The 23,646-nt window shown below is 58.5% G+C and carries 27 protein-coding genes and 5 tRNA genes; 18 read left to right on the forward strand and 14 right to left on the reverse strand.

Features of this window, described 5'->3' with window-relative positions; genetic code table 11:
• Positions 1-129, reverse strand: coding sequence for a hypothetical protein (locus AB5Y71_RS12090; protein WP_019445852.1), 129 nt, complete (start codon positions 127-129; stop codon positions 1-3).
• A 147-nt stretch (positions 130-276) separates the two neighbouring features.
• On the opposite strand from AB5Y71_RS12090, the gene AB5Y71_RS12095 reads away from it, so the two are divergent.
• Positions 277-600 (forward strand): HI1450 family dsDNA-mimic protein, encoded by a 324-nt coding sequence (locus AB5Y71_RS12095; protein WP_005336851.1) that lies wholly within the window; start codon positions 277-279, stop codon positions 598-600.
• Positions 601-655: 55 nt separating this feature from the next.
• Here AB5Y71_RS12095 and AB5Y71_RS12100 read toward each other — a convergent pair whose 3' ends face one another.
• The gene (locus tag AB5Y71_RS12100) at positions 656-967 is read right to left on the reverse strand and encodes a DUF1289 domain-containing protein (RefSeq protein ID WP_005360950.1); all 312 of its coding nucleotides are present in this window, start codon (positions 965-967) and stop codon (positions 656-658) included.
• 1 nt (position 968) lies between these two features.
• Positions 969-1,829 (reverse strand): S1 RNA-binding domain-containing protein, encoded by an 861-nt coding sequence (locus AB5Y71_RS12105; RefSeq protein WP_005336853.1) that lies wholly within the window; start codon positions 1,827-1,829, stop codon positions 969-971.
• Between the two features lie 231 nt (positions 1,830-2,060).
• Here AB5Y71_RS12105 and AB5Y71_RS12110 point away from each other — a divergent pair, with 231 nt between their 5' ends.
• The 4 genes from AB5Y71_RS12110 to AB5Y71_RS12125 all read left to right on the forward strand — a co-directional run bounded on the left by AB5Y71_RS12110 (position 2,061) and on the right by AB5Y71_RS12125 (position 4,444).
• On the forward strand, positions 2,061-3,275 hold the full coding sequence (locus tag AB5Y71_RS12110; RefSeq protein WP_368171674.1) for a UPF0149 family protein: 1,215 nt from the start codon (positions 2,061-2,063) through the stop codon (positions 3,273-3,275).
• A 170-nt stretch (positions 3,276-3,445) separates the two neighbouring features.
• Positions 3,446-3,910 carry a MarR family winged helix-turn-helix transcriptional regulator gene (locus AB5Y71_RS12115; protein WP_005336856.1) on the forward strand — a complete coding sequence of 155 codons (465 nt, stop codon included), beginning with the start codon at positions 3,446-3,448 and terminating at the stop codon, positions 3,908-3,910.
• A 2-nt stretch (positions 3,911-3,912) separates the two neighbouring features.
• Complete coding sequence (locus AB5Y71_RS12120) at positions 3,913-4,101, forward strand: DUF4250 domain-containing protein (RefSeq protein ID WP_019445848.1); 189 nt, start codon at positions 3,913-3,915, stop codon at positions 4,099-4,101.
• A 163-nt stretch (positions 4,102-4,264) separates the two neighbouring features.
• A complete protein-coding gene (locus AB5Y71_RS12125; protein WP_005336860.1) occupies positions 4,265-4,444 on the forward strand; it encodes a hypothetical protein in 180 nt (59 codons plus the stop codon).
• A gap of 163 nt (positions 4,445-4,607) precedes the next feature.
• Here AB5Y71_RS12125 and AB5Y71_RS12130 read toward each other — a convergent pair whose 3' ends face one another.
• The gene (locus AB5Y71_RS12130; RefSeq protein WP_005336864.1) at positions 4,608-5,195 is read right to left on the reverse strand and encodes an FMN-dependent NADH-azoreductase; all 588 of its coding nucleotides are present in this window, start codon (positions 5,193-5,195) and stop codon (positions 4,608-4,610) included.
• A gap of 225 nt (positions 5,196-5,420) precedes the next feature.
• Between AB5Y71_RS12130 and AB5Y71_RS12135 the strand changes: the two genes are divergently transcribed.
• The 4 genes from AB5Y71_RS12135 (at position 5,421) to AB5Y71_RS12150 (ending at position 8,838) form a co-directional block, all read left to right on the forward strand.
• Positions 5,421-6,311 (forward strand): DMT family transporter, encoded by an 891-nt coding sequence (locus tag AB5Y71_RS12135; protein WP_368171704.1) that lies wholly within the window; start codon positions 5,421-5,423, stop codon positions 6,309-6,311.
• Between the two features lie 85 nt (positions 6,312-6,396).
• On the forward strand, positions 6,397-7,575 hold the full coding sequence (purT, locus tag AB5Y71_RS12140; protein ID WP_368171675.1) for a formate-dependent phosphoribosylglycinamide formyltransferase: 1,179 nt from the start codon (positions 6,397-6,399) through the stop codon (positions 7,573-7,575).
• Positions 7,576-7,703: 128 nt separating this feature from the next.
• Positions 7,704-8,363 (forward strand): hexitol phosphatase HxpB, encoded by a 660-nt coding sequence (gene hxpB, locus AB5Y71_RS12145; protein ID WP_368171676.1) that lies wholly within the window; start codon positions 7,704-7,706, stop codon positions 8,361-8,363.
• A gap of 271 nt (positions 8,364-8,634) precedes the next feature.
• Positions 8,635-8,838 carry a CPXCG motif-containing cysteine-rich protein gene (locus AB5Y71_RS12150; RefSeq protein ID WP_005336871.1) on the forward strand — a complete coding sequence of 68 codons (204 nt, stop codon included), beginning with the start codon at positions 8,635-8,637 and terminating at the stop codon, positions 8,836-8,838.
• A 174-nt stretch (positions 8,839-9,012) separates the two neighbouring features.
• Here AB5Y71_RS12150 and AB5Y71_RS12155 read toward each other — a convergent pair whose 3' ends face one another.
• Entirely contained in the window at positions 9,013-9,630 is a 618-nt protein-coding gene (locus AB5Y71_RS12155; protein WP_368171677.1) for a riboflavin synthase subunit alpha, read from the reverse strand.
• 132 nt (positions 9,631-9,762) lie between these two features.
• Between AB5Y71_RS12155 and AB5Y71_RS12160 the strand changes: the two genes are divergently transcribed.
• The 7 genes from AB5Y71_RS12160 (at position 9,763) to AB5Y71_RS12190 (ending at position 12,145) form a co-directional block, all read left to right on the forward strand.
• Positions 9,763-9,969 (forward strand): YaeP family protein, encoded by a 207-nt coding sequence (locus AB5Y71_RS12160; RefSeq protein ID WP_113739999.1) that lies wholly within the window; start codon positions 9,763-9,765, stop codon positions 9,967-9,969.
• Between the two features lie 149 nt (positions 9,970-10,118).
• On the forward strand, positions 10,119-11,498 hold the full coding sequence (locus AB5Y71_RS12165; protein ID WP_120414353.1) for an MATE family efflux transporter: 1,380 nt from the start codon (positions 10,119-10,121) through the stop codon (positions 11,496-11,498).
• A gap of 159 nt (positions 11,499-11,657) precedes the next feature.
• Positions 11,658-11,734 (forward strand) — tRNA-Val (locus tag AB5Y71_RS12170).
• 13 nt (positions 11,735-11,747) lie between these two features.
• A tRNA-Val gene (locus AB5Y71_RS12175) sits at positions 11,748-11,824 on the forward strand.
• An 18-nt stretch (positions 11,825-11,842) separates the two neighbouring features.
• Positions 11,843-11,919: transfer RNA gene (locus AB5Y71_RS12180), tRNA-Val, on the forward strand.
• Positions 11,920-11,953: 34 nt separating this feature from the next.
• A tRNA-Val gene (locus tag AB5Y71_RS12185) sits at positions 11,954-12,030 on the forward strand.
• A 38-nt stretch (positions 12,031-12,068) separates the two neighbouring features.
• Positions 12,069-12,145: transfer RNA gene (locus tag AB5Y71_RS12190), tRNA-Val, on the forward strand.
• 169 nt (positions 12,146-12,314) lie between these two features.
• On the opposite strand, the gene AB5Y71_RS12195 is transcribed toward AB5Y71_RS12190, so the two are convergent.
• The 6 genes from AB5Y71_RS12195 to fadR all read right to left on the reverse strand — a co-directional run bounded on the left by AB5Y71_RS12195 (position 12,315) and on the right by fadR (position 17,918).
• The gene (locus AB5Y71_RS12195; protein ID WP_120414354.1) at positions 12,315-14,150 is read right to left on the reverse strand and encodes a sigma 54-interacting transcriptional regulator; all 1,836 of its coding nucleotides are present in this window, start codon (positions 14,148-14,150) and stop codon (positions 12,315-12,317) included.
• Positions 14,151-14,433: 283 nt separating this feature from the next.
• Positions 14,434-14,898, reverse strand: a complete 465-nt coding sequence (locus AB5Y71_RS12200; protein WP_257124863.1) for a hypothetical protein — start codon at positions 14,896-14,898, stop codon at positions 14,434-14,436.
• Positions 14,899-15,155: 257 nt separating this feature from the next.
• Positions 15,156-16,040: an AEC family transporter gene (locus tag AB5Y71_RS12205; RefSeq protein WP_368171678.1), complete on the reverse strand. Its 885-nt coding sequence runs from the start codon at positions 16,038-16,040 to the stop codon at positions 15,156-15,158.
• A 12-nt stretch (positions 16,041-16,052) separates the two neighbouring features.
• Positions 16,053-16,610: a YaeQ family protein gene (locus AB5Y71_RS12210; RefSeq protein WP_368171679.1), complete on the reverse strand. Its 558-nt coding sequence runs from the start codon at positions 16,608-16,610 to the stop codon at positions 16,053-16,055.
• A 188-nt stretch (positions 16,611-16,798) separates the two neighbouring features.
• A complete protein-coding gene (locus AB5Y71_RS12215) occupies positions 16,799-16,939 on the reverse strand; it encodes a TIGR02808 family protein (protein ID WP_005345965.1) in 141 nt (46 codons plus the stop codon).
• 265 nt (positions 16,940-17,204) lie between these two features.
• The gene (gene fadR, locus AB5Y71_RS12220) at positions 17,205-17,918 is read right to left on the reverse strand and encodes a fatty acid metabolism transcriptional regulator FadR (protein WP_026034983.1); all 714 of its coding nucleotides are present in this window, start codon (positions 17,916-17,918) and stop codon (positions 17,205-17,207) included.
• A gap of 333 nt (positions 17,919-18,251) precedes the next feature.
• On the opposite strand from fadR, the gene nhaB reads away from it, so the two are divergent.
• Positions 18,252-19,832 (forward strand): Na(+)/H(+) antiporter NhaB, encoded by a 1,581-nt coding sequence (gene nhaB, locus AB5Y71_RS12225; RefSeq protein ID WP_120414355.1) that lies wholly within the window; start codon positions 18,252-18,254, stop codon positions 19,830-19,832.
• Between the two features lie 98 nt (positions 19,833-19,930).
• Positions 19,931-20,452, forward strand: coding sequence for a disulfide bond formation protein DsbB (dsbB, locus tag AB5Y71_RS12230; RefSeq protein WP_005336895.1), 522 nt, complete (start codon positions 19,931-19,933; stop codon positions 20,450-20,452).
• Between the two features lie 92 nt (positions 20,453-20,544).
• Here dsbB and AB5Y71_RS12235 read toward each other — a convergent pair whose 3' ends face one another.
• The 3 genes from AB5Y71_RS12235 to uvrB form a co-directional block, all read right to left on the reverse strand.
• Entirely contained in the window at positions 20,545-21,192 is a 648-nt protein-coding gene (locus AB5Y71_RS12235) for a DedA family protein (protein WP_041202713.1), read from the reverse strand.
• Between the two features lie 178 nt (positions 21,193-21,370).
• The gene (locus AB5Y71_RS12240) at positions 21,371-21,628 is read right to left on the reverse strand and encodes a YkvA family protein (protein ID WP_368171680.1); all 258 of its coding nucleotides are present in this window, start codon (positions 21,626-21,628) and stop codon (positions 21,371-21,373) included.
• A complete protein-coding gene (uvrB, locus tag AB5Y71_RS12245; RefSeq protein ID WP_368171681.1) occupies positions 21,625-23,637 on the reverse strand; it encodes an excinuclease ABC subunit UvrB in 2,013 nt (670 codons plus the stop codon). Before uvrB ends, AB5Y71_RS12240 begins: the two co-directional genes overlap by 4 nt.
• Between the last annotated feature and the right edge of the window lie 9 nt (positions 23,638-23,646).

Genomic DNA, 23,646 nt, shown 5'->3' on the forward strand with positions numbered 1-23,646 from the left:
TCAGGGCTCATCGGGTTTCTCCGGTGGGCCCAGATGACCGCCCACCGTCTCGCGGTGAAGCGGCAGATAGTGCCACCACCAGGCCTCGCGCCGTCGCTTGATCTGTTGCCGCCGTCCCCGCTGCTTCATCCCCTTACTCCCTGCCAGATGATCCGCGCCTTAACCATACTCCCCCAACGGCAACTTGGACAGGCCAGCCACGCCCGGCGTACTGGTCTGGCCGCCACAGCCAATAATTGTTACAGTAGCGAACCTCGATGTATCTGGAGTGATTTCATGGAACAGCGTACCCCGGATCAGCTGGTCGAATGGGCCTATGATCAGTTTCTTGAGCAGGCCGCCGATATGCTGGCCCCCGAACAAATTGTCGACATCACCCTGGAGTTTGAGCAGCGTGGCGCCGTGGAGGCGACCCTGCCCAATGCCGACTGGTCGACCGAGCTGGGTGAGCCGGTTGATATGGAGCGCTGGGTCGAAGTGTGGGTCGGTTTGCTGGATCATCAGGATGAGTTTGAGGTGATCTTCGCCACCTTCCTGCTGCCCCGTCTGTTGACCGAAGATCAAGTGCATGTGCGCTGGCATCGCCAGCAGCAGGCATAAAAAAGGCGCCATCGGCGCCTTTCTTGTTTCTGTGCACTCTTATTGCTGTTCTGTGCTAATCCTGCGCCGCGATGGCCTTGGCCAGACAGCGGCGGCACCAGCAAGCGCTGGCCTCCTGCATCGGCAATACCGGCAACTGGCTGCACCAGCACTGGGCGATGGTTTGACCGGCAGATACGGCGCAATAGGCCGGTTCGCCACAACCCGGACAGCGGTGGGTGCTTTTCGAGCCATTCAGCTCGGCCATCACCGCCAGCTGGGCCTTGCTATCCATCGCCGACCAGTGGCCGATCTCGGTCAAGGTGCGGCCACAACCAAGGCAAAGCCCGTCTTTCGCCTTGCAGAGGCCAACACAGGGACTCGGCATCTTATTCGCTATCCACTGCCGAGTCGGTCTCTGTGGCCACCAGAGTGATGGCGTTATCTTCGATGACAATCTTGCCTTGCTTGTAGAGGCCGCCGATCGCCTTCTTGAAGGTGCCCTTGCTCATGCTGAACAGCTTGTAGATGAGCTCGGGTTCGCTCTTGTCACCCACCGCCAGACTGCCGCCCTGCTTTTTCATCCGGCTCAGAATGCGTTCACCGGCATCATCAACCCGCGCCAGACCCGGCTTTTGCAGGGTCAGATCCAGTTTGCCATCCTCGCGCACCTGCTTGACCCAGGCGGTTTGCGGCCGACCGGTCATCACCCGGCCAAACACTTCGTTCTTGAACAGCATGCCGGGATACTGACCGTTGACGATCACCTTGATGCCAAGGGGCGAGTGCTCCCCCGGCAGCGCGGTCACTTCGTCACCGACCTTGAAGTTGCTGCCGGCCGGGGTCAGGAAACGCTCGATGCGGCTGGTGCCGACCATGCGCCCTTCGTTATCCAGTTGCAGACGCACCAGATAGACGTGGCCCACCTGCATCGGCTTGTTCTGCTCGCGGCTGGGCACAAACAGATCCTTTTTCATGCCCCAGTCGAGGAAAGCACCAATCTTGTTGGCATTGACCACTTTCAGACCGGCAAATTCGTCCACCATGGCAAATGGCTTGTCGGTGGTGATCACCGGCTCGCAATCGGCATCCAGATAGAGGAAGACCTGCACGCTATCCCCCTCTTTCACCCCTTCCGGCAGTTGACGCTTGGGCAGCAGCAGTTCACCGTACTCATCGGCCGCAAGCCAGGCGCCACGGTCTTCGAGTTCAACAACGGTGAGGGTGTTCATCTTGCCAATCTGTATCATGGTGCTCTCTTTTTTTATTACCCGGATGGGCCAACTGAACATGGCCCCTATGGGCGCGCATGTTACCTCAAGAGCGGTGATCCGGCCTAGTCCCCAAGCCACCACGAGCCGCCCTTTCGCCCCTATCTTATCCGCCAATGGTGATTAAATCGCCAAACAGGCGGCCATTTGCTGCAAATAACCCCACTTTTAGGTAGACTTCGCGGCTGTTCAAATCCAGAGGAACTGTCGATGAACCCATCCACTCGTACCCGCCATCTTAATCAATGGATCCAGAGCCACAGCGATCAGGACATGACCTACCCAGCCCTGCACGGTTTTCTCTGTGCTCGTCTGGTGGGGCCGGAAAGCCCTGACTGGCAACGCCCGCTGGCTGGTCTGCTGGAACAGGATGCCGAGTTGGATGAAAAAAGCGCAGAAGCCCTCAACCACCTGATTGCCGAGCTGGAATCCCAAGCCGACGACGCCCAGCTGGCCCTGCCGAGCCAATGCCGCCTGCCCAGCGATAACCCCGAACAGGTGTTCGAACAGAGCCACCCCCTCGGTCAATGGTGTTATGGCTTCAGCATGGGTTTTGCCACCTGGCCCAAGCCGAAGGATTTGAACGACCCGACCACCCAGTACCGCTTCAGTCTGGCCGCCGAGCTGAGCCTGTTTCGCGACAAGCAGATGGCCCAGATGCTCTATAGCGCCGCCGCCAGCGAACTCCCCTTTGTCGAGTTCTGCAAACGACAGCGCCAGAATATGAAAACCGCCCTCAACCAGTTGCTCAACCTCGACCAGTATCAGGCCGCCCCCAACGCTGATGTGGCCCTCAATGGCGAGCAGGCCCAACAGTGGCAGACCTGGTTCGAGCTGGCCGACAGCTGCCGCGATCATCAGGCCCGCCTCGGCTGGTTCGAGAAGATCATCGCCGATGCCACTCCGCTGTTTGATGAAGCCTTCTGGCAGCAAATCGACGGCCACGGCTGGAGTGCCCCCGAGCTGCGTCCTCTGCTGGCCGCCAGAGCCGGCCGCGCCGACTGCCTGCTGCGCCTTGGCAAGCTGGGCGAGGCCAAAGTGGAGTATCTGGCGCTGCTGACAATCTGCATGGCCGATGAGCTGGGTTGCCGCTACAACCTCTCCACCCTCTATGCACTGCAAGGGGATTGGCAGGCGTTGGCCGCCCTGCTGGTGCGCTTCGATGAAGCCTCCAGCTGGTTGCTCTATAACAAGGCGCTGATGGTCTTTGCTACCGAGGGTGCCGAGGCAGCCAAGCCCCATCTGCTGGTCTCCATCGAGGCCAACCCGCACATTCCGGCCTGCCTGCTGGGTCAGCGCAAGCTACCCAAACAGGAGCCACAAAGCTGGCAAGCGGGCAGCCGCGACGAGGCCGCGCTCTACGCCATCCACACACGCGAAGCCTGGCTCAAGCAGAGCGCCCTCATCTGGTTGCGTAAAGGCTGAACAGCGTTGGCTTAAAATCCCGTCGGTCAGACCCGGTTTTTCCTTGAGGGCGTGCGCCACCGCACATTTCATCGCAACCGGGTCAGACAAATCAGCTTGAGTTTCGTATCATCAATGTCAAAGTATCAAAAGAAACTGCATCTGATGCAGCCGTCACAGCAGGGTGTAATATGTCAAAAATCATAGCGTTACTCGCTCACTACCCGCCCTATCAGTTGGTACATGCCGCCGAGATGCTACGGGATACCTTCGAACAATTTTATGAACAGCGCTACCAGCTGACCGTGCCGCAATGGCGCCTGATGATGGTGCTCGGCCCCAACTACCCCATCAGCCAGAAAGAGCTGGTCGAGGCGAGCGGCATGGACAAGGTGCGCATCTCCCGCGAGATCCGCCGTCTGGTCGAAAAAGGGATCATCTTTACCGAGAGCAGCGAGCAGGATAAACGCATCAGCCTGGTCTCCCTCACCAATGCCGGGCTCGCCCTCTTCCTGCAGCTCAAGAGTGAAGCGGGCAGCTGGCAACATACCCTGACCGACTATCTGCCTAGCGAATCCCGCGAGGCGATCCGCCAGCATCTGCACAGCGTCAGCGCCGCCATTGAGCAGCTGCAATCACTGGATCGGGAGAAATAATCATGGATTTGAAAAAGTTCGCCACCATGGATATCAACATGCTGCTGAGCGTCGTCAATATGCAGCTGCGTGATCGCTATGACGATCTGGATGATCTCTGCAAAGCGCAGGAGATCGATCAGGCGGCACTGGAAGCGCGGCTCGCCAGCGGCGATTTTCACTACCAGCCAGCGCAGAAACAGTTCAGATAAAGAGAGCTAGCGGGATCGGGATCACAGCGCCAGTGATGGCGCTGGCTCTGCGGTAAAAACCTGATATGGTCTGAAGAGCCCCAACAGGGTGATGCACGGATACATCACCCTGTCACAAGAGGGCATTAAAATCGTTTCAGGTGAGCAAACCAAGGATGACCCCATGATATTGATGACCCGACAGAGCCTGTTGATCACGCTCTGCACCCTGTTGATGATCAGCCTATTCACGCCCCACTTGCCGCAAAGTACCGAACAGTGGCTGACCACCCTCTTGCTTGGCCTGCTGGTCGCGGTGGCATTGCTGCTGGTGCGTGGTTGTCGCCGCTTTATGATGGAGTAGTGACTCCGCCGGAACGTCTGTACCGACCGCTTGCCGCGATACTCTCTGTAGCAGCATCTGTCGCAATCATATCTAACCAAAAAAAACGCAGCCTGATGGCTGCGTTCTTGTATCTGGCGGGGCAACCCCTTGAAGAGATAACCCCAGACGGGATAGAGAGCCCTTAGATAGCCAGAGCCTCAAGCTGCGCTTTGGCCGCTTCCATCCCCTTGCTCTGGGCATCCGGACCCATACCCATCCCTTCGGCGTAGATGAAATCCACCTCTTTGATGCCGATGAAACCGAGCACGGTACGCATGTAGGGGGTCACCAGATCGGTGGCGCTGCCGACGTGCATGCCGCCGCGAGGGCTGATCACCAGCGCGCGGGTATTTTCAACCATCCCCACCGGACCGGTCTCGGTATAGCGGAAGGTGACGCCAGCACGAGCCACCAGATCGATCCAGTTTTTCAGCTGGGTCGGGATGTTGAAGTTGTACATGGGGGCCGCAATCACCACCAAGTCGCTCGCTTTGAGTTCGGCGATCAGCTCGTCGGACTGGGCGATCACCGCCAGTTGCCGTTCATTGAGGTTGTCACCACCGCGCAGGCCGGAGGCCAACTCGCCATCCAGCACCGGCAGGTTGAGGGCAGCCAGATCACGTACGGTTACGACATCATCCTGATGGTCAGCCAGGAAGCCGTCGATCAGGGCGTTGGATTGGGAATATTGACCCAGGATGCTGGATTTGAGTACGAGGATATTGGCCATGGTGAAACTCCATTTGGTTGTCGGTTGAACAGCGTTGCTGTCGATGGAGGTCACTCTAAACATTGTGCTTATTTGCTGATAGCGAAAATAGATGCTCAACTTGTTCAAATTTTTTGATGCAAGGCCACTTCCTCGCCAGCCAACCCTGCGGCCGCGCTTCAACCCTTGGCAGAACAAACGATTGCCGTTATGATCCGCCGCACTTTTTCCAGCGACCCGGATCCCATGATACCCTCGCGCAGGCACTCTCCTTTGGCCGGTGCAGTCTGGATGATGGTGGCAGGACTCTGCTTCGCCGCCGTCAACAGCCTGAGCCAGTATGTCAGCTTCAAGCTTGGCCTCCCATCGACTCAGGTCGCTTTTCATCAATACCTGATCGCCCTGATCTGCCTGCTGCCCTGGCTGGTTCGTCATGGCTTGCGCCAATCCCTGATGACCAATCAGTTCCGGTTGCACCTGTTGCGGGTATTGCTGGCAGTGATCGGCATCCAGCTCTGGCTCTGGGCACTGGCGTACCCCGTCCCTATCTGGCAGGGGATCGCCCTGCTGATGACCTCGCCGCTGTTTGCCACCCTGGGCTCCGCCCTGCTGCTCAAGGAGCAGGTGAGCCGCACCCGCATTCTGGCCACCCTGGCGGGCTTTGCCGGCGCCATGCTGATCCTCGCCCCCTGGACTGACGAATTCAACTGGGCCTCCCTGCTGCCGGTGGCGGCGGCGCTGTTCTGGGCGGGCTACTCCCTGCTGGTACGCTATCAGGCGGCCAACGAATCATCCCACACTATCGTGGTCTACCTGCTTATCTTCAGTACCCCGTTCAACGCCATGCTGGCGCTGCCAGAGTGGCAGTGGCCCACCGAGCCACAATGGCTACTGCTGGCGGCAGCGGGCATTCTGTCGGCACTCGCGCACATGTCCATCGCTCGCGCCTACAGCGTGGCGGAGGCCTCCTTCGTGCAGCCTTTCGATTTTGCCAAGCTGCCGATGAACGTGCTGGCAGGCTGGCTGGTATTTGGCTGGGCGCCCCCCGGCCGTCTGTGGCTTGGCGCCGCCATCATTATTGGCGCCATTACCTTGCTGACCCATCTGGAGCAACGCGCTCACAAACCCGTTTCCTGAGGTACGCCATGCGTGCCTCTTTTTTTGTCCGCTATTTGTGTAATAGCGATCATCAACAATGACCATCGACATCAGGAGAGATCGTATGTTTGGAACCGCAACCCGCCCCGGCGCCACCCGTGCCCTGCTGCTGGGCTCCGGCGAACTTGGCAAGGAGGTCGCCATCGAGTTGCAACGGTTCGGGATCGAAGTGATCGCCGCCGACCGCTATGCCAACGCCCCCGCCATGCAGGTGGCCCACTCAGCCCACGTGCTGGACATGCTCGATGGCAACGCCCTGCGTGCCCTGGTTGCCGAGGTTAAACCCGACCTCATCATCCCCGAGATTGAAGCGATTGCCACCGATACCCTGGCTGCCCTTGAGCAAGAGGGGGTCAAGGTAGTGCCCAACGCCCGCGCTACCCAGCTCACTATGAACCGGGAAGGGATCCGTCGCCTCGCCGCCGAGACCCTGGGTCTGCCCACCTCACCCTACCGTTTTGCCCAGAGCAAGGAGGAGTTTGTCGCCGCCGTCGAGGCCATCGGCCTGCCCTGCGTGGTAAAACCTGTGATGAGCTCGTCCGGCAAGGGGCAGAGTGTACTGCGCGATCTCGCCAAGCTCGATGAGAGCTGGACCTACGCCCAGGAAGGCGGCCGCGCCGGTCGTGGCAAGGTGATCGTCGAGGGCTTCGTTCCCTTCGAGTACGAGATCACCCTGCTCACAGTACGCGCCGTCGATGGCATTCACTTCTGCGACCCTATCGGCCACCGGCAGGAAGATGGCGACTACCGCGAATCCTGGCAGCCGCAGGTGATGAGCGAGCTGGCGCTGGCCCGATCCAAAGAGGTAGCGGCCAAGGTGGTCGAGGCCCTCGGCGGTTACGGCCTGTTCGGAGTCGAGCTCTTCATCAAGGGTGACGAGGTGTGGTTCAGCGAAGTCTCCCCCCGCCCCCACGATACCGGCATGGTGACCCTGATCTCTCAGGATCTCTCCGAGTTCGCCCTGCACGTACGCGCCATTCTGGGGCTGCCGGTCGGCACCATCACCCAGTACGGGCCGAGTGCCTCCGCCGTGGTACTGCGCGAAGGGCACAGCCAGAATATCCGCTATCAGGGGATTGGTGAGGCATTGGCGCTGGTGCCGGGCGCCCAGCTGCGGCTGTTTGGCAAACCGGAGAGCGCCGGTCGCCGCCGTCTTGGCGTGGCGCTGGCCCGGGGTGAAGATTGCCGCGAGGCGGTCGAGCAGGCCAAGGCGGTTGCCGCCAGCGTCGAGGTCATTTTCTAAACGCTGTTTTTCGCCGCACCGAAACAAACGTTTGCTGGTGTGATCGGGCGCAAGGGGCATGGCAATGCCCCTTTTGCATTTGCCCGTCAGGCTTATAATCCCCTCTTCAAATTTGTCAGGAGTACAAGATGTTAGCTGCCGTGATCTTCGATATGGATGGTGTTCTGATCGACTCGGAACCCTTTTGGCAACGGGCCCAGATCGCCGTTTTCTCCGAACTGGGTCACCCCCACACGGTAGAGGATTGCGAATCGACCATCGGCGTGCGCATCGATCAGCTGGTTGCCCACTGGTATCGCCTGCGCCCGTGGAGCGGCCCAACTCAGGAAGAGGTGGTACAGCGCATTCTGGATCGGGTCAACGCACTGATCCTCTCCGAAGGTCAGGCCAAAGCCGGTGTGCTGGAGGCGCTCGACCTTATCGAAGCCCGCGGCCTGAAAGTGGGTCTGGCCACCTCCTCCCCCTTTGCGATGGTAGAAGCGGTGCTCGGCAAACTTGGCATTCGCGATCGCTTTATGGCGGTGCACTCCGCAGAGGTGGAGCGTTTCGGCAAACCGCACCCGGATGTCTATATCCACGCCGCCGAAAAGCTGGGGGTGGAACCGGTACACTGTCTGGCCATCGAAGATAGCTTTACCGGTCTGCTGGCGGCCAAGGCGGCCTCCATGACTGCGCTGATCGTGCCGGACCCCGCTTTAGTGGGTGACCCACGCTTGGCCATCGCCAACTACCAGCTCGGCTCGCTGGCCGAACTCAATAGCGAGATGCTGGCCAGCTGGGTCAAGTAGCGCCTATCGGCGCCTTGTTGCGCTCGCGCTCTCATACCCGCAGGGGGCTCCTGCCCCCTGTGATTGCCAAACAACCGTTGGCAATTTCCCTCTTTTTACCGGTCATTCTCAACCAGATTGTTCTTCTCGCACACGACCACTCCAGCCGGTTGCACCTTGCCATCCCTCAGGCTTGATCTCTGTCATAAACGTGCGTTTGCTCGCGGTTAACCCCCTGCAGCCCGACTAGAATCAGGGTAGATAGGCGGCCTCATGGCCCGAGGAGGTTATCATGATCGAGTACACCAGCAAGCGCATCGTCTGCCCCCACTGCGGCCACCATACCCGGGTCGAGCTGGATGCCAGCCAGGGTGATCAGGAGTTTTACGAAGATTGCATGGCCTGTTGCAATCCGATCCACCTGCGGCTTCACCGCGACGAAGCCCGCGACTGCTTGCAGCTGTTTGTGGATGCGGATGACGAGCAACTGTTTTGATTGCGAGTCACAAAAGGCCGAGCATCTGTTTTGCCTGCAAGTCGCAAAGAGCTGAGCAGATGTTGTGACTGCGAGCCATAGAAAGTTGAGTGGATATTTTCACCATGTAAATAACAAGGGCCTGCACACTGCAGGCCCTTGCTTATGAGGGGATTGACACCGAGCCGTTTCCTTTCAGTGACCCCCGCGTGCCGCCAGTACCCGCTCCACGGTATCGACGATGGCCTGGGTCTGGGGATCGATCTCGATATTGGTCGGCCAGCCGGCGCGCACCCAACCGAGGTTGGTGCGAGCCAAGGTCTCGGGGATCAGGTGAACGCAGAACTCGCGCTCGCGCACCTCGCCGATGGTAAGGCTGATGCCGTCGATGCCGATATACCCCTTGGTCAGTACATATTTCATCAGCTCGGGAGCAAGGCGATACCACACCTGACGGTTGTTGGGGGTGTCGATCACCAAGGTAACCTCTGCCATGCCGATGATATGGCCGGACATGGCATGACCGCCGATCTCGTCGCCAAAGCGGGCTGCCCGCTCCACATTGACCTTGTCCCCCACCTGCAACAGGCCGAGATTGGTGAGACGCAGGGTCTCCTGCATCAGATCGAAGCTGACCAGCTCACCCTCTACCCGGGTAACGGTCAAGCAGCAGCCGTTGTGGGCGACCGAGGCGCCGAGGACCAGCCCTTCCCCCCATGCCGGGCTTGGCATGCGGATAACATGGGTACGGAAGTTGGGTTGCTCCTCGATGGCCACCAGTTCGGCGGTCCCCTGCACTATGCCAGTGAACATCTCTCGTCTCCTGTTACGGCAAAAAGGGCAGGTTAACCTCGGGCAGAGGGTGAGACAAGGGTACAGGCTGACAAGCTTGCGTCCGATCGCTATAGTGACGCCGTTCACATCCGGGTAAACAAGGAAAAAGAAATGCAGGTATATCAATGTTGTGAAGCGATCCGTATCGCCTATAACCAGATTGGCTCCGGCGAGCAGGGCTATGTGCCGAAGGCCATCGCCGCCACTATCCGCGCCCTCAATGCGGTCGCCGCCGATGAACGGGTGCCCGCCGAACTGCGTGAACAGGCAGCCTATGCGGCAGCCAACCTGCTGATCAGCGATCACGAAGACGCTTGATCCTGCCCCCCGGGGCGGCAACTATTTCGTCCTGGCTGAATTTCAGGCTAGAATGCCTCCCCCACCCTTTGCACTTTCGTCCGAAAGTGCAAAGGCTCTTCCCGATTTCCGCTCTTTTTTACTCTTATCTGATCCACTCGGAGGTGTCAGTGCAACGTTATTGGTCCGAGGCGAAGCAGCTCGTCCGTCTAGCCAGCCCCATTCTGGTCGCCCAGGTGGCCCAGGTCGCCATGAACTTCGTCGATACCGTGATGGCGGGTCAGGTGAGTGCGGTCGATCTGGCTGCCGTGTCGGTGGCATCCAGCTTCTGGCTTCCGGTGATCCTGCTGGTGCAGGGGATCATCATGGCGCTCACCCCCATCGTCTCCCAGCTCAATGGCGCCCGTAAACGGGAGGCAATCCGTCCGGCAGTTCATCAGGGCTTCTGGCTGGCACTGATCGTCACCCCGCTGGCAATGATTGCGCTTTATTACAGCCCGCTGGCGTTGCAGTTCATGGATGTGGAGCCGGTAATGGCGGCCAAGATCACTGGTTATCTGCACGCAATTCTGTGGGGCCTGCCCGCCTTCGTGATGTTCCAGGTGCTGCGCAACTTCAGTGAGGGGCTCTCCCACACCATGCCCACCATGGTGATCGGCTTTGTCGGGCTGGCGGTCAATATTCCCGCCAACTACATCTTCATTCACGGTCACTTCGGCATGCCCAAGCTCGGCGGGGTCGGCTGTGGCGTTGCTACCGCCATCGTGCTGTGGGCCATGCTGCTGGCGATGATCCTCTATGTGAAGCTCTCCCGTCACTTCACCGAGATCCGGCTCTTCTCCCAGCTGGCTCGCCCCAACGGCAGCCGGATCTGGCGCTTGTTCCGCTTAGGTTTCCCCATCGCCATGGCGATCTTCTGCGAGGTGACCCTGTTTACCGTGGTGGCCCTGATGCTGGCTCCTTTCGGTGCCGAGACGGTGGCGAGCCACCAGATTGCGCTGAACTTCTCCAGCCTGGTCTTTATGCTGCCCCTCTCCATCGGGGTGGGTGTCACCATCCGGGTCGGCCACAGTATCGGTGAAGGGCAACCCCATCACGCCCGGGTGGCGGCTCGCACCGGCTTGATGCTGGGGATGGCCATAGCTGCTGCCACTGCCGCCATGACGGTACTGCTGCGCGAGCAGATCGCCTCCATCTATACCGATGATCAGCAGGTGATCGTCCTGGCGGCCATTTTGCTGTTCTTCGCCGCCATCTATCAAATCTCCGACTCGGTGCAGGTGGTCGCGGCCGCCGCACTGCGCGGTTACAAGGATACCCAGGCGATCTTCTACGTCACCATCGTCGCCTACTGGGGACTGGGGCTGCCCACCGGCATGATCCTGGGTCTCACCGACTGGCTGGTGCCACGGATGGGGCCGCAGGGTTTCTGGATCGGCTTTATCGTCGGCCTCACCAGTGCGGCCCTGATGCTGGGGGCGAGATTGCGCTACATCTATGGCCGTTTTGCCACTCCGGAAGCCTGCACTACCCTGTCGCGAGCCCAGTAACAGGGCTTGGCAAGCGACAACTAGCCTGCAAAATCAACAGGCTGCGCAAGAACTGGGCAAACAGTCTCCTTTGTGCATATGGCCTGTTGACAGCCTTGGGGGGCATGGGTAGTATGCCGTCCACGTCAGTAGCGCTGGCGTAGTGAAGTAAGAAAAAGTGGGTTTATAGCTCAGTTGGTTAGAGCACTACCTTGACATGGTAGGGGTCGTTGGTTCGAATCCAATTAAACCCACCACTTTTTCTGTGATGCGTCCTTAGCTCAGCTGGTTAGAGCACCACCTTGACATGGTGGGGGTCGGTGGTTCGAATCCACTAGGACGCACCATTGCAGAACACTGATTATGCGTCCTTAGCTCAGCTGGTTAGAGCATCACCTTGACATGGTGGGGGTCGGTGGTTCGAATCCACTAGGACGCACCATTCAGTTTCAAAACTTTGCAGATATTCCAGATGTGGGTTTATAGCTCAGTTGGTTAGAGCACTACCTTGACATGGTAGGGGTCGTTGGTTCGAATCCAATTAAACCCACCACTTCTGCATAAAGAAATAAAAGTCGCATTGCGCACCCTGCGTCCTTAGCTCAGCTGGTTAGAGCATCACCTTGACATGGTGGGGGTCGGTGGTTCGAATCCACTAGGACGCACCAGATTAAAAAAGCCCGCTCATCGAGCGGGCTTTTTGCATTCTGCCATGCAGCCACTCCCCTGCCCCGCCAATCCGTTCAGCACAATTCGGCAATGGCGCAGAACCTTGTTCCCATAAAAAACCCGTGCCATCCGATAAACGACACGGGCCGGATAGATGCCGCCAGCGCCTCAGCTCTGAACGGCAATCTCGTACTTCTTTATCTTGCGATAGAGGGTGGCAATCCCAATCCCCAGCGCCTGTGCGGCCAGTTTCTTGTTGCCGAGCCGCTGCAGGGTCTCTTCTATCATCTGTTTCTCCATGCTCTCAAGGCCGCTCTCACCCGGAACGGGTTCAGGCAGCTTCTCCGGCGTGGCGGCGAGCGGAGCGGTGGCAGGGACATTGAACGACGCATCCAGATTGGTCACCGGGATCGACTGGGCGGTGACACGATGGGGCTCCTGATTGCGGATGATATTGGGGGGCAGCAGACTGGCGTCAATCACTTCGCCCGCCTGGCTGACGTTGACCAGATATTCGATGAGGTTGCTGAGCTCGCGCACGTTGCCCGGCCAGCGATACCCCTTGAGAAGCGCCATCACCTCGGGCGCCAGACCGGGATAGACGATGCCAATGCGGCTGGTGTGCAGGTTGAGGAAGTAGTGGGTCAGCAGCTCCACGTCCCCTTCCCGCTCCCGCAGCGGCGGCAGGTTGAGAGGGATGACGTTGATGCGGTAGTAAAGATCTTCACGAAACTTCCCCTCGGCGATGTATTGATCGAGATGCTGGTGGGTGGCGGCGATGATGCGGATATCCACCGGCACCGGTCGGCTGGCACCGATGGGGGTCACCTCCCGCAGCTCCAGCACCCGCAGCAGCTTGGCCTGCATGGTGAGCGGCATATCGCCAATCTCGTCAAGGAACAGGGTACCCTGATGGGCCGCCTGAATAAGGCCCTGCTTGCCACCGCTGGAAGCGCCGGTAAAGGAGCCCTTCACATAGCCAAACAGCTCGCTCTCCAGCAGTTGTTCGGGAATGGCGGCGCAGTTGATGGCGATGAACGGCTTGTCCTGCCGCGGACTCAGGCGATGGACGGCGCGGGCCACCACCTCTTTACCGGTGCCGCTCTCGCCGCAAATCAGCACGCTGGAGGGACTCTGGGCGATGCGATGCAGCAGTCGTTTGAGGGTGCGCATCGGCTTGCTCTCGCCGATCAGCTGATCGATCCGCACATCCGGATCCGGCTCCTGCACCTGACCGGAATGGGACTGGTGAAACGCCATCAGAAAGAGTTGCTGCCCCTGCACATGGTGTAGCTGGCCGATGATCAGCTCCTGACGACCCTCAAAGGTGATGATGTGCTGAAGATGACCACTCAGCCCCTGTTGGGAGAAAGTGAGCGGGCGGATCCCCACTTCGCGCCCCAGCAGCTGTTCCTGCTGGCAACCCAGATGATGGAGCGCCGCCTCGTTGGCGTAGAGCAGTTGACTCTTCTCATCGAGCAGCAGGCAACCCTGATCCATGTTGGTCATCAGATTGAGGAACACCTTGTTGACCCCGTCCGACAGCCCGCGCGAATCGAGCAACTTGGCCACAAAGATGGTGGAGATATGGCGCACATAGTCACACACATCCTGCAGATTGTTGTTGAGGCGCGCCTGCTGCTCGTCGCTGAAGGCCACCAGACTGATCACCCCGATACAGCGCTCGTCCACCATGATGGGCACCCCGAGGAAGGCGCGCTCACGACAGCTCTCCTTGCAGGTACAGCCGTCACACACGGGATCATCGCTGGTGTGGGTAACGATCTTCTCCCGCTGGTTATCAATCACATAGCGCAGCAGGCGGGAATCCCCCTCCAGCTGACGTCCGAAGAACTTGCCATAGGGCCCGGTGCCAGCCACCCGAACCATATCGGCATCCACAATTTCGACCTCAAGCTGCAGCACACTCGCCAGCATCTTGGCAAAGCGCAAGATGGTCGGCTGGATCTGCATCAACAGACACTGGTTGCTCACGGATCTCATCCATCATTCCTTTTTGTTCTTGTTATCCTCCCCCTAAAGGGAGTCATGCTGGCCAGATACTAAGGGATATCAGGGGGAACTACTTCGGGGGGGATCACGAAAAGGGAAAATGATTTGCATCCTCCGCAACTTCCGAGGTACAGATAAAATTCAATAAAAACATAAAGATGAAAACACATGCAGCAAGATAAACCACTCGGGACAGCCAAGCCTGCTGATCTGCGGAATCCATCGACAAATCATGCTGAAGGTGGGGAAAACAGCCACTGAAATGGCATCTGGCTCACGCGCCGTGTACCTGTTTCAAGACTTGGCACTCATGGTCGAAATCCGCTTTATCTTGCGGCTGAATGTAACTTTGCCAGCGGGCAAACAGCTCGGCCGTTGGATAACGATGCAGACGAATACCGGTGCGATAGAGTTTGGGAAAGAGTGGGTCTGGCTGGGATCTCACGACCAGACCGCGCAGTTTCTCGCCAGAGGGAATGGCAATCACCAGCTCATCCCCCTCTTTCAACCGTATGGCCCCCAGAATACCGATGCCGCCGATGGCTATGTCGCGCACCACCACATAGGGCACCGGGTTGAGCAACTCCAGAAACCAGTTGCGACGGCGACATTCCGCCTTGTAACCACCGCCACTGAGGATAAAACGGCGGTGTCTGCGCCAGTCATAACCGGTAGGCAATGCCGGGTCATAGCGCGATTTTGCCTGCCCCACAGGCTCAGATTGCTCACTTGTGCTCATCCGGTTTCCCTTACTGGCATTGGTTAAACAGTGTCAGTCAGCTCTTTTTCATACTATAGCTGTCGCCGTTAGGCCTGGGGCTCAGGGCCGGATACGGGGACGACAGATGTATCACGGAGGCAATGATGGACAGAGATGGCATGGAAAAGCTTGCTGATCCTGATAGGCTAACTTTCCCCTGCAAGGATGAGATGCGAACGACTGTGACTCGGTTCGATCAAGCAATTGGCCAGTGAGTCGCACCAATGCAGTCTGGCTTAGCCGGGCAGATGAAGTGCCAGCCAGACCGCCAGCGGGATCACCAGCACAGAGAGGGCATTGCCGCCGAGCACGATACTGGCCACCTTGTCCGGCTGACAGTGATACTGCTCGCAGAGCATGTAATTCAACACCGCAGGGGGCAAGGAAACCGACAACATCAACAGCGGGATCCACTCCGTCTTGAGCGGCAACAGCCAGATCGCCAGCAGCAGCGACAATCCCCCCGCCAGCAGATAGAGCAGGTTGCACTTGAGCGCGAGGCCTAGGTGCTCGAGCTCCCCCTCCATCAGGCGAATACCCAGCGCAAAGAGCATCAGAGGTACCGAGATTTGACCGAGCAGCGAGGCCGTGGTCACCACATATTCCGGCAGCGTAATGTGCAGGTTGGCCACCAGCAAACCGGCCAGCGCGGCCCACAGCACCGGGCTGCGCAGCCACAGCCAGCGGGAGGTATTGGCCGAGAGGATAAACATGCCGACCGAAAAGTGCAGCAGATTGGAGAGCACAAAGAGGATCACGATGGCCCCCAGTTGCTGCTCGCCAAATGCCAGCACCATCAAGGGGATACCGAGATTGCCGGTATTTCGGAACATGGCGGGCAAGATCAGCGCTGCCCGCACAATCCCTTTGAGTTTGAGCAGTGCGAGCAGCAGACCGGGTAACAGAATAACCAGTGCCCCCGCAGCAATCAGCGGCATATGCTCCGCCAGCGCCAGCGGATACTTGACCAGCGCGGAGAAGACCAGCGCCGGGGTAAACAGCTCGATATTGGCCCGATTGACGTAACCGAGCGCAGCACCCGGTCGCAATCGCCCGTAGAGGGCGCCGAGCCCGACCACACCGAACACCGGGATGACGATATTGAGCAGGGCGCTGAACATGGGCGGCGTCCGTTACAGTTCGCGGGCCGGTTTGCCCATCAGCACCACCGGATCCAGCGTCACTTCCAGCGCGCCCTTACTGACCCAGAGCTGACCATCGGAGATAGTGCAGGTGAGCTGCATGGTGCGCTCGACCATGGCGGTTAGCGGCAGAGTCTGGCTGTCGGAGAGTTCGATGATGCTGAGGTTGTCATGCTGGCTCAGCTTGCCCTGGTTCTGCTTCCACCAGACGCTGGTGCCACGACCGCCGTAGAGGTAGAGCACCACCTGACGGGCGCGGTTACAGGCCTTTTTCAGCCGTTTTTCATCGGGTTGGCCCAGCTCGATCCAGAGCTCTATTTCGTCCGAGTAGTTCTTGCACCAGAGCTCGGGTTCATCATCGGCGCTCAATCCCTTGGTGAATTCCAGTCGCTCGGCAGCGTGCCAGGCAAAGGCCGCCAGCCGGATCATCATCCGCTCATCGGTTTCGGAGGGGTGGCGCGCCAGCGTGAGGGAGAAGTCCTGATACAGATTGCGATCCATATCAGACAAACTGATTTGGGCCTTGAATACGGTTGCCTTGAGAGCCATAGAAAACCTTGAACACCTGATAAGAGAAGGGTGAGTGGGAAATACGGGCGCCAGTGTAATCAAAATCGGCGGCAGGTTCGACCATCCTGACCAAAGATTTCCCCTTCCCTGCCGGGATAAGTGCTTTAAAAGACACAAAAAACAAATGCCAGTCCGAAGACTGGCATTTGGCGGCATGGAGAAGCGACTCACTTCTCGGCGGACTGTACCCCGAACGCGTTCAGCAGCATGCAACAGGTCACTGCCACCGCCACGAATCCGCTCAGAAAGATAAAGGGCATGGCCCCATATCCCAGTACTGTCCAGATGGTGTGTTCAAGAAGACTCATTGTTGTGTCCTTCATCCGGTGAAAGGTGTGTTCCTTCTGGCGGATATTGGCTCCGCTCTTGATGCCTCCATTTGACCTCAATCAGCGGTTGGGTCCTATGCCACCAAAGTGATAAATGCAGGGTTCATTTGCGCTGGATCAAGCTTTTTGGCCAAATATCCATGCAGTTCAAGCAATTACCACCGCCAATCAAGGATAGACACAAACACGACAGAATAAAAAAACGCGCCGGATGGCGCGTTTCTTGGACAGCACAGGCAAGGGATCAGTTGTCGCACAGATCGCTTGGCATGTCCTGACGCAGGCGGGTCCACAGCTTGCCGGACTCGATACCATACTGACGCACCGTCATGAACACGGCTTCGTGGTTCTTGGTCTCCGCCAGATTGAGCAGGGTCTTGTAGTAGGCATCTGCGGTCTCGCGGGCCTGCTTGTCGGAGAAGTAGTAGCTGCCAACCCGGCTGTACAACCCTTTGAAACCGTTCAGGATCAAAGCGTAGATCGGATTGCCGGAAGCAAACGCCAGCTGGTGGTGCAGGCGATAATCGAACTCGGCATAAGCCTGTGCGTTGTTCTCGACCCCATCGGCGCCACGCAGGATCTCGGCGGCCTGTTCCGGATTGTGACGGATCGCCCCGCGGATAAAGATGGTGCAGATGTGGGTACGGGCGGAGAGCAGCTGAGCTATCAGATCAGGTACCTTGTCCTGATCCAGACGAGCCAACGTCTCCAGAATATTGAGGCCGGAGGTTTCCCAGAAATTGTTCACCTTGGTCGGCTTGCCATGCTGTATGGTCAACCAGCCATCACGGGCCAGTCGCTGCAGCACTTCCCGCAAGGTCGTCCGCGTCACCCCGATCAACTCGGATAATTCACGCTCGGCGGGCAGAATAGATCCGGGAGGAAAGCGATTGTTCCAGATGGACTCGATGATGTATTCCTCGGCAAACCCAGCTGGGCTCTGCGCTTTTATAACCATGAATTGACTCTGTTGTAATGCGTAAAAAGGCTGACGAATGATATCAAAGCGATGATGGCTGGCAAGCATAAGGTCAGTCCTCTGCTCACATATGGCAAATATAGTGTTGGGAATATGTATCTAATCGCCACGAGGGAGCCAGCCAACCCCGACAAGGTGGTTATAAAACAGACACATGGGCAGAGATCCATCGGCTATCATTTATAATCGTCACGCTTTTTGATTAAAATCACGAGGAATCAGACAGATAAAGGCCAACATCCGGAGGCACAGGTCGAATCATCCTTGACTGCATAGAAGCAGATCCTAACAACAAAGTTGAGACCCATTATCATGCCAATAAGCCTAGGGCAGGCATTCGCCAAGAACTTCTTGGGCAATGCACCACAGTGGTATAAAAGCGCCATCTTGCTATTTCTGGTGATCAATCCGATTGCCTTCCACCTTGATCCTTTCATTGCGGGCTGGTTACTGGTCGTTGAGTTTATCTTCACCCTGGCCATGGCCCTCAAGTGCTACCCCCTGCAACCGGGTGGTCTGCTCGCGATCGAAGCCGTGTTGATCGGCATGACCTCCGCCGATCAGGTCAAGCACGAGCTGGTCGCGAATATCGAAGTGCTGCTGTTGCTGGTGTTCATGGTGGCAGGCATCTATTTCATGAAGCAGCTGCTGCTCTATGTCTTCACCAAGCTGCTGATCGGCGTACGCTCCAAGATCCTGCTCTCCCTCTCCTTCTGTCTGGTCTCCGCCTTCCTGTCGGCTTTTCTCGATGCCCTGACCGTGATTGCCGTGGTGATCAGCGTCGCCACCGGCTTTTACGCTATCTATCACAAGGTCTCGTCCGGCAAGGAGTTTGGTCACAGCCATGACCATACCGATGATAAGGAAGTCGCCGAGCTCAATCGCCAGGATCTCGATGATTTTCGCGCCTTCCTGCGCAGTCTGATGATGCATGCCGCCATCGGTACCGCGCTGGGTGGTGTCTGCACTCTGGTGGGCGAGCCGCAAAACCTCATCATCGGCGAGCAAGCCAGCTGGAACTTCGCTGAATTTGCCATTCGTATGTCCCCTGTGACCGTCCCCGTCTTTATCTGCGGTCTGCTGACATGCGTGCTGGTAGAGCAGTTCCGCTGGTTTGGCTATGGCGCCCGCCTGCCGGACACGGTGCGTGCCATCATGGAGGAGTACAACCGCTACGAAGAGGCAAAACGCAGCCCGCAAGACAAGGCCAAGCTGATCGTTCAGGCATTGATTGCGGTCTGGCTGATCGTCGGTCTGGCCATGCACCTGGCTGCCGTTGGTCTGATTGGCCTCTCGGTCATCGTGCTGGCCACCTCCCTGACCGGGATCACCGAGGAGCACTCGCTGGGTAAAGCCTTCCAGGAGGCACTCCCCTTCACCGCCCTGCTGGCGGTCTTCTTCAGCGTGGTCGCCGTCATCATCGATCAGCAGCTGTTCAAGCCGGTGATCCAGCTGGTACTGGCAGCCAAACCAGAGAACCAGCTGGCCCTCTTCTATCTGGCCAACGGGGTGCTCTCCATGGTCAGTGACAACGTCTTTGTCGGCACCGTCTACATCAATGAGGTGAAGACGGCCATGCTCAATGGTGCCATCGACCGCGCCCAGTTCGATCTGCTGGCGGTAGCCATCAACACAGGTACCAACCTGCCGTCGGTCGCCACCCCCAATGGTCAGGCCGCCTTCCTGTTTATGCTCACTTCGGCATTGGCGCCGCTGCTGCGTCTCTCCTATGGCCGCATGGTCTGGATGGCGCTGCCCTACACCCTGGTGCTGGGGCTGATCGGCTTTTTCTCTGTCGAATTGCTGCTTGGTCCTGCCACCGAGTGGTTCTATCAGCACGGATGGCTGGTGATGGAGAGTACGCTGCCAGCGGTACAGCCAGCGCTGCATTAATCCGTTGCGACGGTTTCCGAGGGCCCTTTCAGGGCCCTTTTCTTTTCTGCCCCGCTCTGCTCTAATTCAGCCACTGTTTTTTCTGAGAGATCAATGAGATGATCGAGTTTCTCCGCCGTATTGCCGCCCATCGGCTGGCCTGGGGTCTGTTGGCAGCATCAGCCCTGTTCCTCGAGTTGTGCGCCCTCTTCTTCCAGCATGTGCTGGGCCTCTCCCCGTGCGTGATGTGTGTTTACGAACGGTTGGCGACCCTGGGGGTGCTGGCCGCCGGTCTGCTCGGCATGGTGGCGCCGGATAAGTGGTATGTTCGCTGGAGTGCCATGTTGCTGTGGGGCTACAGTGCCTTCCGCGGCTTCCAGCTGGCCCTCAAGCATGTGGACTATCAGGTCAACCCCTCCCCGTTCAACGTCTGCAGCCCGTTTGCCGACTTCCCGAGCTGGGCTCCGCTCGATCAGTGGCTTCCCTGGCTATTTATGCCGGAAGGGGATTGTGCCCAGATCACCTGGCAGTTCTTCGGTTACTCCATGCCCCAGTGGCTGGTTGTCATCTTCGCCGCTTACCTGTTGGTCTTCACCGTGGTGGCCATCGGCAATCTGGTGAAAGGACGCTGCTGCAACTGAGTGTCATGCCCACGTGGAGATAACCACGTGGAGATAAAAAGGGGGAGCCATAATGGCTCCCCCTTTCTCGTTCTGGCTGACCGTATTTCTGGTTACGCCTTGGCTGTGCTCATCTTGGCCTTGACTGCGCCAATTACCATGGGCAACAGGGAGATACCGATGATGCCGAAGATCAGCAGGGTAAAGTTATGACGCACCACCGGCAGATTGCCAAAGAAGTGGCCAGCATAGACGAAGGAGAGTACCCACAGCAGGCCGCCAACCAGGTTGAACGCCAGGAAGCGCGGATAGGTCATGGCCCCCATCCCTGCCACGAACGGCGCAAAGGTACGCACAATTGGCAGGAAGCGGGTGATGATGATGGTCTTGCCACCATGCTTGGCATAGAAGGCGTGGGTCTTCTCCAGATAATCCCGGCGGAAGATTTTGGAGTCCGGGTTGCGGAACAGCTGCTCGCCAAAGAAGTGACCAATGGTGTAGTTGACCACGTTGCCCAGCACGGCAGCGATGATCAGCACGGCCGCCAGGGTATGGACGTCCAGCACGCTGCCCACAGTAAGCGCACCGGCGGCAAACAGCAGGGAGTCACCCGGCAGGAACGGCGTCACTACCAACCCGGTTTCACAGAAGATGATCAGAAACAGGATGGCGTAAACCCAGACGCCATAGTTCTCGAACAGCTCTTTCAAATGCACGTCAACGTGCAGGATAAAGTCGATTGCAAAGAGGATCAGATCCATTTTTTCCATACCCATAAAGTGAACGGCGTGGAGTCTACGCCAATGCCATTCGGGCGACAATCACCGGCCAGCCTCTTTTTCATCCTGCAGAGCCCACCTTCAAATGAAACCGTTTTTCCGCTTCCTTCGAGGGTGGGAGCGCACAGAGTGATGTCGAGCGTGGTGTTGAAAAGGTGAACTAGGAGGCCTGTTCCAGATCGCTGCGCACTGCAGGGGGAAGACAACGCTCCCAACCCCATAGCAACACCAGCAGCAGGGTCACATCATCGAACCAGCCCAGCAAGGGCACCACGTCGGGGATAAAATCCACCGGACTGATGCCATAGAGCAGGATAAGGATCACCAGGGCTCTCGCCCACCAGGGGGTACCGGGATGGCGAAAGCCCTGATAGAGACGACGAAGTCGTTGCCAGACAAGCCAGCGTTTGCGGCTCATGATTCGATCAACTCGCTGCGCAGCCGCTGGATCTGATCCCGCAGTGCCGCCGCCTGTTCGAACTCCAGATCCCGGGCATGCTGGAACATCTGCTCCTCCATCCGCTTGATCTCTTTGGCAATCTCGCTGGCTGAGCGGACATGGTATTCCCCTTGCGGCTCGGCTGCCTTGCGCATCCCCTTGCCTGGTTTGCCTGCCGTGCGGCTGCCCCCCATGTCCATCACATCGCCAATGGATTTGTTGAGCCCTTTGGGGATGATCCCATGCTTGAGGTTATGGGCATGCTGCAAGGCGCGGCGCCGCTCGGTCTCCTCAATGGCTACCTTCATCGAGTTGGTGATGGTATCGCCGTAGAGAATGACCTTGCCGTTGAGGTTACGCGCCGCCCGGCCGATGGTCTGGATCAGCGAGCGGGTCGAACGCAGGAAGCCCTCTTTATCCGCATCCAGAATCGCCACCAGCGACACCTCCGGCATGTCGAGACCTTCCCGCAGCAGGTTGATGCCCACCAGCACATCGAACTTGCCAAGGCGCAGATCGCGGATGATCTCCACCCGCTCGACCGTATCGATATCGGAGTGGAGGTAGCGCACCTTGACGTCGTGCTCCGCCAGATACTCGGTCAAGTCTTCCGCCATCCGCTTGGTCAGGGTAGTAACCAGCACCCGCTCCTCGACGGCGACCCGCTTGCGGATCTCGGAGAGCAGATCGTCCACCTGCGTGGTCACCGGACGCACCTCGATCTCCGGATCGAGCAGGCCGGTTGGGCGCACCACCTGCTGCACCACATCGCCGCCGGACTTCTCCAGCTCGTAGGGGCCGGGAGTCGCCGAAACAAACACCGTCTGCGGCATCAGCGCTTCAAATTCGTCGAACTTGAGCGGCCGGTTGTCCAGCGCCGAGGGGAGCCGGAAGCCGTACTCCACCAGGGTCTCCTTGCGGGAACGGTCCCCTTTGAACATGGCGCCAATCTGCGGCACCGTGACGTGGGACTCGTCGATGATGAGCAGGCCATCCCCCGGCAGGTAGTCAAACAGGGTGGGCGGCGGCTCCCCCGGCGCACGGCCGGAGAGGTAGCGGCTGTAGTTCTCGATGCCGGAGCAGTAACCCAGCTCCTGCATCATCTCCATGTCGAACTGGGTGCGCTGGCTGATGCGCTGCTCTTCAACCAGCTTGTTGAGGGACAACAGCTGCTCGCGGCGGCTGCGCAGCTCCTCCTTGATATGCTCGATAGCCCCCAGAATGGTCTCGCGCGGGGTAGCGTAGTGGGTCTTGGGGTAGATGGTATAGCGCACCACCGTCTGCTCGATGGCGCCGGTCAGGGGATCGAACTGGGAGAGGCGCTCCACCTCTTCATCAAAGAGTTCTACCCGCAGGGCCAGCTTGTCCGATTCGGCAGGGTAGATGTCGATCACTTCACCGCGTACCCGGAAAGTACCGCGTTGAAACGCCATGTCGTTACGGGTGTACTGCAGCTCGGCGAGGCGACGCAGGATATCCCGCTGGTTGATCACATCCCCCACTTTCAAGTGCAACATCATGCTCAGATAAGCCTGGGGATCCCCCAGACCGTAGATGGCCGACACCGAAGCAACGATCACCACGTCGCGCCGCTCCAGCAGCGCCTTGGTGGCCGACAATCGCATCTGCTCGATGTGATCGTTGATCGAGGCATCCTTCTCTATAAAGGTGTCGGTGGTCGGCACATAGGCTTCGGGCTGGTAATAGTCGTAGTAGGAGACGAAATACTCCACCGCGTTGTCAGGGAAGAACTCCTTCATCTCGCCATAGAGCTGGGCGGCCAGGGTCTTGTTGGGAGCCAGGATCATGGTCGGGCGGTTCAGGGTGGCGATGACGTTGGCCATGGTGAAGGTCTTGCCCGAACCGGTCACCCCGAGCAGGGTCTGGTGGGCCAGCCCCGACTCGATGCCATCCAGCAGTTGGGCAATCGCCGTGGGCTGATCCCCGGCGGGTTGAAACTGGCTGGCTAACTTGAACAATTTGCTCATGAACACTCC

The sequence above is a fragment of the Aeromonas sp. R9-2 genome (genome assembly GCF_040908025.1).
GTDB classification, from domain to species: domain Bacteria; phylum Pseudomonadota; class Gammaproteobacteria; order Enterobacterales; family Aeromonadaceae; genus Aeromonas; species Aeromonas veronii.

What these genes read in the sequence shown, in the direction of transcription:
- AB5Y71_RS12130 (WP_005336864.1), bottom strand. Translation starts at nt 5,195, where the DNA reads ATGGCCAATATCCTCGTACTCAAATCCAGCATCCTGGGTCAATATTCC.
- AB5Y71_RS12110 (WP_368171674.1), top strand. Translation starts at nt 2,061, where the DNA reads ATGAACCCATCCACTCGTACCCGCCATCTTAATCAATGGATCCAGAGC.
- AB5Y71_RS12235 (WP_041202713.1), bottom strand. Translation starts at nt 21,192, where the DNA reads ATGGATCTGATCCTCTTTGCAATCGACTTTATCCTGCACGTTGACGTG.
- AB5Y71_RS12215 (WP_005345965.1), bottom strand. Translation starts at nt 16,939, where the DNA reads ATGAGTCTTCTTGAACACACCATCTGGACAGTACTGGGATATGGGGCC.
- AB5Y71_RS12205 (WP_368171678.1), bottom strand. Translation starts at nt 16,040, where the DNA reads ATGTTCAGCGCCCTGCTCAATATCGTCATCCCGGTGTTCGGTGTGGTC.
- dsbB (WP_005336895.1), top strand. Translation starts at nt 19,931, where the DNA reads ATGATCGAGTTTCTCCGCCGTATTGCCGCCCATCGGCTGGCCTGGGGT.
- AB5Y71_RS12115 (WP_005336856.1), top strand. Translation starts at nt 3,446, where the DNA reads ATGTCAAAAATCATAGCGTTACTCGCTCACTACCCGCCCTATCAGTTG.
- AB5Y71_RS12105 (WP_005336853.1), bottom strand. Translation starts at nt 1,829, where the DNA reads ATGATACAGATTGGCAAGATGAACACCCTCACCGTTGTTGAACTCGAA.
- AB5Y71_RS12135 (WP_368171704.1), top strand. Translation starts at nt 5,421, where the DNA reads ATGATACCCTCGCGCAGGCACTCTCCTTTGGCCGGTGCAGTCTGGATG.
- AB5Y71_RS12090 (WP_019445852.1), bottom strand. Translation starts at nt 129, where the DNA reads ATGAAGCAGCGGGGACGGCGGCAACAGATCAAGCGACGGCGCGAGGCC.
- AB5Y71_RS12150 (WP_005336871.1), top strand. Translation starts at nt 8,635, where the DNA reads ATGATCGAGTACACCAGCAAGCGCATCGTCTGCCCCCACTGCGGCCAC.
- AB5Y71_RS12095 (WP_005336851.1), top strand. Translation starts at nt 277, where the DNA reads ATGGAACAGCGTACCCCGGATCAGCTGGTCGAATGGGCCTATGATCAG.
- AB5Y71_RS12195 (WP_120414354.1), bottom strand. Translation starts at nt 14,150, where the DNA reads ATGAGATCCGTGAGCAACCAGTGTCTGTTGATGCAGATCCAGCCGACC.
- AB5Y71_RS12120 (WP_019445848.1), top strand. Translation starts at nt 3,913, where the DNA reads ATGGATTTGAAAAAGTTCGCCACCATGGATATCAACATGCTGCTGAGC.
- AB5Y71_RS12160 (WP_113739999.1), top strand. Translation starts at nt 9,763, where the DNA reads ATGCAGGTATATCAATGTTGTGAAGCGATCCGTATCGCCTATAACCAG.
- AB5Y71_RS12155 (WP_368171677.1), bottom strand. Translation starts at nt 9,630, where the DNA reads ATGTTCACTGGCATAGTGCAGGGGACCGCCGAACTGGTGGCCATCGAG.
- hxpB (WP_368171676.1), top strand. Translation starts at nt 7,704, where the DNA reads ATGTTAGCTGCCGTGATCTTCGATATGGATGGTGTTCTGATCGACTCG.
- AB5Y71_RS12125 (WP_005336860.1), top strand. Translation starts at nt 4,265, where the DNA reads ATGATATTGATGACCCGACAGAGCCTGTTGATCACGCTCTGCACCCTG.
- uvrB (WP_368171681.1), bottom strand. Translation starts at nt 23,637, where the DNA reads ATGAGCAAATTGTTCAAGTTAGCCAGCCAGTTTCAACCCGCCGGGGAT.
- AB5Y71_RS12240 (WP_368171680.1), bottom strand. Translation starts at nt 21,628, where the DNA reads ATGAGCCGCAAACGCTGGCTTGTCTGGCAACGACTTCGTCGTCTCTAT.
- fadR (WP_026034983.1), bottom strand. Translation starts at nt 17,918, where the DNA reads ATGGTTATAAAAGCGCAGAGCCCAGCTGGGTTTGCCGAGGAATACATC.
- AB5Y71_RS12100 (WP_005360950.1), bottom strand. Translation starts at nt 967, where the DNA reads ATGCCGAGTCCCTGTGTTGGCCTCTGCAAGGCGAAAGACGGGCTTTGC.
- AB5Y71_RS12210 (WP_368171679.1), bottom strand. Translation starts at nt 16,610, where the DNA reads ATGGCTCTCAAGGCAACCGTATTCAAGGCCCAAATCAGTTTGTCTGAT.
- AB5Y71_RS12200 (WP_257124863.1), bottom strand. Translation starts at nt 14,898, where the DNA reads ATGAGCACAAGTGAGCAATCTGAGCCTGTGGGGCAGGCAAAATCGCGC.
- purT (WP_368171675.1), top strand. Translation starts at nt 6,397, where the DNA reads ATGTTTGGAACCGCAACCCGCCCCGGCGCCACCCGTGCCCTGCTGCTG.
- nhaB (WP_120414355.1), top strand. Translation starts at nt 18,252, where the DNA reads ATGCCAATAAGCCTAGGGCAGGCATTCGCCAAGAACTTCTTGGGCAAT.